At 74.5% G+C, this 6,063-nt stretch carries 5 protein-coding genes; all 5 read right to left on the bottom strand.

Annotation, left to right across the window (positions count from 1 at the left end; genetic code table 11):
* A partial coding sequence (locus ACFVXK_RS36540) for a citrate:proton symporter (protein ID WP_389621056.1) occupies positions 1-723 on the bottom strand: 723 nt, incomplete at its 3' end.
* Between the two features lie 73 nt (positions 724-796).
* The gene (locus tag ACFVXK_RS36545) at positions 797-3,076 is read right to left on the bottom strand and encodes a molybdopterin-dependent oxidoreductase (protein ID WP_389621060.1); all 2,280 of its coding nucleotides are present in this window, start codon (positions 3,074-3,076) and stop codon (positions 797-799) included.
* Positions 3,077-3,286: 210 nt separating this feature from the next.
* Positions 3,287-3,907, bottom strand: a complete 621-nt coding sequence (locus ACFVXK_RS36550; protein ID WP_389621063.1) for a TetR family transcriptional regulator — start codon at positions 3,905-3,907, stop codon at positions 3,287-3,289.
* A gap of 31 nt (positions 3,908-3,938) precedes the next feature.
* Complete coding sequence (locus ACFVXK_RS36555; RefSeq protein WP_389621066.1) at positions 3,939-5,243, bottom strand: hypothetical protein; 1,305 nt, start codon at positions 5,241-5,243, stop codon at positions 3,939-3,941.
* Positions 5,240-6,046: a hypothetical protein gene (locus tag ACFVXK_RS36560; RefSeq protein WP_389621069.1), complete on the bottom strand. Its 807-nt coding sequence runs from the start codon at positions 6,044-6,046 to the stop codon at positions 5,240-5,242. Before ACFVXK_RS36560 ends, ACFVXK_RS36555 begins: the two co-directional genes overlap by 4 nt.
* Between the last annotated feature and the right edge of the window lie 17 nt (positions 6,047-6,063).

Raw genomic sequence — 6,063 nt, forward strand, 5'->3', positions numbered from 1 at the left:
GGCGCCGCCCGTGGCGCCGCGCGGGCCCCCGGCGGCGGCCAACGCCGCGGATCCGGCCGCGACCAGGGATTCCGTCTCCCGCTCGGCCTCCTCGCCGGGCATGACCAGGGAACCGACCCGGCGGCGCTCGCGGATGCCCAGGGCGTAGGCCAGCAGGAAGACGAAGACCAGTCCGGCGGCCAGGGCCGGGATCATGGGGACGAAGATGTCGGCCGCGTCGAGCTTGAGGGCGGTGGCGGCGCGGGCGGTGGGGCCGCCCCAGGGGAGGGTGTTCATGACCCCGTTGGCGGTCGCGGCGACGCCGGTCATGACCACCAGGCTCAGGCCGAGCCGCTTGTAGAGCGGGTACATGGCCGAAACCGTGATCATGAACGTGGTGGAGCCGTCCCCGTCGAGGGAGACGATCGCTGCGAGGACGGCCGTGCCGACCACCACCCGCATGGGGTCGGCCTTGCAGAACCGCAGGATGCCCCGGACGACCGGATCGAAGAGGCCGACGTCGATCATCACGCCGAAGTAGACGATGGCGAACATCAGCATCGCGGCCGTCGGCGCCAGCTTGCCGACGCCGTCGATGACGTAGTCCCCCAGGTGCGCGCCCTTGCCGGCGAAGACGCAGAACAGCGCGGGGACGAGGACGAGCGCCGCGATGGGCGACATTTTCTTCAGCATGATCAGGACCAGGAAGGTCGCGATCATGGCGAAGCCGAGGAAGGTCAGCATGCAGGGAAGGTAGGTGCCGCCTCCTGGGGCCAACAAGACGTCCGGGCGTGAGCAATACGAGCAAAACCCCAGCTCAGGGCAGGGGTGTCAGGGTGACGGGGAAGCCGTTGAGGACGGCGGTGCCCGACAGGGGGTCGAGGCGGCTGCCGTCGAGGAGCTGGTTCACGTTGACCCCCGCGACCGTGCCGGCCACCGCGAGCCGGGTGCCGTCGCGGTCGTGGCCCCAGCCGTGCGGGAGGCTGACCACGCCGGTGCGGACGGTGTCGGTGACCTCCACCGGGACGTCCAGGCTGCCGCCGTCGGCGGTGACCCGGGCGCGGCCGCCGTCGGCGAGGCCGAGGCGGTCGGCGTCGTGGGGGTGGACCTGGAGGGTGCAGCGGTTGGAACCTCCGACGAGGGCCGGGACGTTGTGCAGCCAGCTGTTGTTGGACCGCAGGTGGCGGCGGCCCACGAGGACCAGGGCGGCGGGGCGTTCGGCGAGCGCCGCGCGCAGCCGGGGCAGCTCGGCCGCGATCGGGTCCGGCAGCAGCTCGATCCTGCCGCTGCGGGTCCTCAGCAGCCCGGGGAGCCGGGGCCGCAGGGGGCCCAGGTCGATGCCGTGCGGGTGCGCGAGCAGCCGCTCCAGGCTGAGCCCCTGCTCCTGCTCCTGCTCCCGCCCCTGTTCCCGCCCGTGTTCCGCCGCCTCCGCTCCGGCGGCGCCGAACAGGTCCCCGTACGGTCCGAGACGGAGCATCAGGTCGAGCCTGCGCTCGGGGCCGTTCTCTCCGGTCAGCATCGCCTCCAGACGGGCCGGATCGGTACCGTGCAGGGGCGAGTTGCGGTCGGCGGTCTCCTTGGCGAGGGCGGCCCGGATCGCCGTCTCGTCGACGGCGGACGGCTCGGCGGAGCCGTGCGCGCCGGAGACGGCCAGGACGAGGCGGGCGAGGATCTCGCACTCGTCGAGCCGGTCCGCTTCCAGGGGTATGGCGGGGCGGGTGTAGCGGACCTGGTTGCGGATGGCGAAGCCGTTGAAGGAGAAGTCGTGGTGGGCGGTCCGGGAGGGCGGCGGCGGGGGCAGGACGACGTGGGCGTGGCGCGAGGTCTCGTTCAGGTAGGGGTCGACGCTGACCATGAAGTCGACTCCGGCCAGGGCCGCGTCGAGCCGCCGTCCGTCGGGGGCGGACAGGACCGGGTTGGCGGCGATGGCGATCACCGCGCGGATGCGCCCCTCCCCCGGTGTCTCGATCTCCTCGGCCAGTGCGGCGGTGGGGAGTTCGCTCTTGACCTCGGGGTGGCCGCTGACCCTGCTCTGCCAGCGGCCGAGGGCGAAGCCCCTGCCGGGCCCGGCGGGGCGGGGCCGCGGGCCGGTGGCGGGCAGGGGGAACAGGGCCCCGCCGGGGCGGTCGAGGTTCCCCGTGAGGACGTTCAGGACGTCCACGAGCCAGCTCGCGAGCGTCCCGTACTCCACGGTGCAGCTGCCGATCCGCCCGTAGACGGCGGCGGTCGGCGAGGCCGCGAGCTCCCGGGCGAGGCTGCGGATCTCCTCGGCCGGAAGGTCGCAGGCGGGTGCGACGGCCTCAGGAGTGAAACTCCCGAGGGCGTCGGCGAGTTCCCCGAGGCCTTCGGTGTGTTCCCCGAGGGCGCCGGGAGCGGTGAGCTTCTCGTCCAGGAGGGTGTGCGCGAGCGCCGCGAGCAGCAGGGCGTCGCTGCCGGGGCGCGGGGCCAGGTGCCGATCGGCGAGCCGGACGGTGCGGGTGCGGCGCGGGTCGACGACGACGAGCGTGCCGCCCCTGGCCCGCAGGGCCTTGAGGCGGCCGGGGAAGTCGGGGGCGGTGCACAGGGAGCCGTTGGACTCGACGGGGTTGGCGCCGATCAGCAGCAGGAAGTCGGTGCGGTCCAGGTCGGGTACCGGGATGGCGAAGGGGTCGCCGAACAGGAGCCCGCTGGACACGTGCTTGGGCATCTGGTCGAGGGTGCTGGCCGTGAAGAGGTTGCGGGTGCCCAGGGCGCCGAGGAGGAGCGGCGGGTAGAGGGCTCCGGCCATGGTGTGGGCGTTGGGGTTGCCGAGGACGACGCCCACGGACTGTGCGCCATGTTCCCTGATCAGCGCGGGGACGGCGGCGGCGATGGTGTCGTACGCCTCCTCCCAGGTGGCCTCGCGCAGTCGTCCGCCGCGGCGGACGAGGGGGGTGCGCAGCCGGTCCGGATCGGAGTCGAGGGCGCCGAGGGCCGCGCCCTTGGGGCAGACGAACCCGCGGCTGAAGACGTCGTCGCGGTCGCCTCGGGCGCCGGTGACGGTGGTCCCCTCGATGGTGAGGGTCAGGCCGCAGGTGGCTTCGCAGAGGGGGCAGATACGCGGGGCGGTGCGGGGCATGGGCCCTCCCGGGGGCGGCAGGCGGCGCGGGCGCGGACCGGCGGGACCCGGCCTCGCGCGGCGCGGGCCCGCGGGCGCCCTGAGCATACCGACCGGTAGGGACGGCGGGGAGGGGGTTGCAGCAGCCCGTTCGGTTCCACCGGGCGGAGGGGCCGACGGCGGGGGTCGGGCGGGGCGGCGGGGGCCAGGGCCCGGGCGGCGGCTGCCGGGTCAGTCGAGGACGCGGGCCAGGTAGGCGTGCATCATCGCCCGGGTCTCGCCGACGATCCCGGGGTCCCCGGCCGGGTCGGCCCGGAAGGCCAGCTGCACGAGCGCGTCCGTCGCCTCCACGGCCACCAGGACCGCCCGCCGCAGGACCGGGTCGGGGGTGAGCCCGAGGTGCGCGCACAGGAGGCCGGTGAGGCGGGCCGCGACCTGGTGGTTGGGGTCGGCGGCGGGGCCCTCCGCGGGCGGGGCGGGCACGCCGAAGTCGACCAGGGCGAAGCCGGGGAGGGTCCGTTTCATGGCCAGGTACTCGTCCAGCACCGCGTCCACGACGGGCCGCCAGTGCGTGGCGGGGACCAGGGCGAGCCGTGCCGTGATGCCCTCGGCATACCGGTCGAGGTTGCGTTGGGCCAGGGCGGCGGCCATGGCCCGCTTGTTGCCGAAGAAGCGGTAGACGGAGCCGATGGGCACGCCGGCGCGCAGGGCGACGGCGCGGGTGCTCAGGTTCTCGTACCCGGTCTCGTCGAGGAGTTCGGCGCAGGCGTCGAGGATCCGGGCGAGGCGGTCGGCGCTGCGCTGCTGGACCGGGGTCCGGCGCATGGGGTGGGCGGGAGGCACGGGATCCATCATGCCCTTCCTGACGGCGCTCGGTTCCGGCTCAGTTCAAGAGGAGGGTGAGCCCGCCGACGGTGTACGTGATCATCAGCGCGAGCAGCGGCAGCTGTCCGGCGACGGCCTTCGCCGGGGGGAAGAGGCGTACGGACCGGTCGTGGGCGGCGATCACGCCGAGTACGTGTCCGGTGACGACGGCGATCACCTGGAGGGCGGCGAGACCGCCTGGACCCAAGGGGGGACTGGGCTCCGGGGCGTTGTCAGTGCCGAGTGCCATGCTTACTGTGCGTGGTCCTTCGGTGACGAGGAGGGAGAAGTAATGGGCGATCAGATAGCCGAGGGCGATCGGTACGAGTGAGTGGGCGAAGGCGGTCAGCGGGCGGGGGTGCGGTCCGCTGACGAGGCGGGTGGCTCCCGCGCAGAGGCAGTAGAGGGTGGCGACGAGGGCGATGGAAGCGAGCAGTCCGAGCGTGGCCGTGGGGGTGCGGCCGAGGGGGGAGGTCTGGACGGCGTTGATCCAGGAGGGGTTGTCGGAGAAGCCGTCGTAGGCGGTGGAGCCGAGGAGGACGCAGACGGTGGCGACGAGTCCGGGCCGCTCGGGCGTCGCGTCGAGTCCGTGGAAGGGGTTGCGCAGGGCGAGGAGGCCGTCGTGGCGGCGGCCGAGGGGGGAGAGCCGGGAGAGGAGGCCGGAGTAGGCCTCGAAGGGGTCGGCGGCGGTGAACCAGTCCTCGCCGTGGCGGGCGGCGAGGAGCAGGTGCGGGACGGCGTAGGCGGTGAGGGCGATCAGGAGGGAGGTGGTGGAGGCGGGATCGGGAGAGACGAGTTCGAGCCAGGTGAAGGCGAACAGACCGGTGGCGGCGGGCCATTGGCCGAGTCCGGGCGGCAGGGGGCGGCCGGCTCCCGGCGGGCGGCGGCGGGCCTGGGCGAGGAGGCGGTGCAGGGTGCGGAGCGGGTTGAGCAGGCGCCAGACGGGGCCGAGGAGGAGGGAGGCGGGCACGAGTCCGACCCAGAGCAGGACGTAGACGGCGCCCGGGGCGGGGTTGCGGGCGGGGTCGTCGGGACCGAGGAGGAGGTGGAGGAGTACGGCGAGGGCTGCGGCGAGACCCAGTCCGCGCAGGGTGGTGCGGGTGGCCGGCGCGTCGGCCACCCGCTGGATCCCGGCGGGCAGGGCGAGCCCGGAGCGGTCGCCGCGGAAGCGGGAGGCGGACCAGAGGAGGCCGAGTGCCAGGAAGGAGACGAAGAGTGCGGTGAAGGCGCCGGCGAAGGCGTAGAAGGGGGAGATCGGCAGGTCGTGCTGGGAGCCGATCCCGTGGGCCAGGAGGGTCGACGGGCCGGTGGGGTGGGGGGTCACCGGACGAGGAGCTGGGTCAGGACGAGTCCGGACTCGTGGGTCTCCACCTCGAAGAGGCCCGTGCGGTCGGCCGTCAGGACCAGGGTGGCCTCCTGGCCCGCCGGCAGGGCGAGTTCCTTGTCGTAGCCGTGGACGTGCAGGGTGTCGGCGCGGTCGCTGGTGACGCGCAGGGCGATCCGTTCGCCTCGCCGCAGCTCGGTGCGGCCGGTGGGCGGGGACACCTTGCCGTCGCGGACGGTGAGGGTGACGGTCCGGTCGGCCCGGGGTGTCTGCGGGGACGCGGGCGCCTGGGTGCCGGGCGGGGCGGGGGCGGTGTGGCTGTGGGACTCCTGGCCCGGGGGGCCCGCGGTCAGCTGCGCCGTCGCCTCGACGGGCTTGCCGGCGACGGCCCAGGCCGTGTGGTCGTCGGCGTAGAGGCGGACGGTCAGGGTGTGCGCGCCCTCGGGCACCTGCGCCGCGGGCAGGTGGAACCAGGGGCCGTACACGCGGGCCAGCTTGTGGCCGTCGAGTTCCAGGTGGGCGTGGCCGGCGCCCGGGAGGGCGGCGCCGCCGGTGCTGTCGGGGGTGAAGCGGAAGTTGGTCACGGCCAGCTGGAGGTTCCAGCCGTCCTCGGAGTCGGGGCGGGCGGTGAGCCGCACCTCCGGCGCGCCCTGGGCGGGGACCTCGCGCAGGCGGTGTCCGCCGCCGTCCTGGGTGTCGAGCAGGGTGCCGACGTCGCCGGAGGCCTGCTCGTGGGTGGTGCCGGGCTTGTGGTGGGTGGTGGCGCGGCCGCCGCAGCCGGTGGCGGCGGCGCCCGCGAGCAGTAGCCCCCCATATCTTA

Source organism: Streptomyces sp. NPDC058157, assembly GCF_042884105.1.
Taxonomy (GTDB): domain Bacteria; phylum Actinomycetota; class Actinomycetes; order Streptomycetales; family Streptomycetaceae; genus Streptomyces.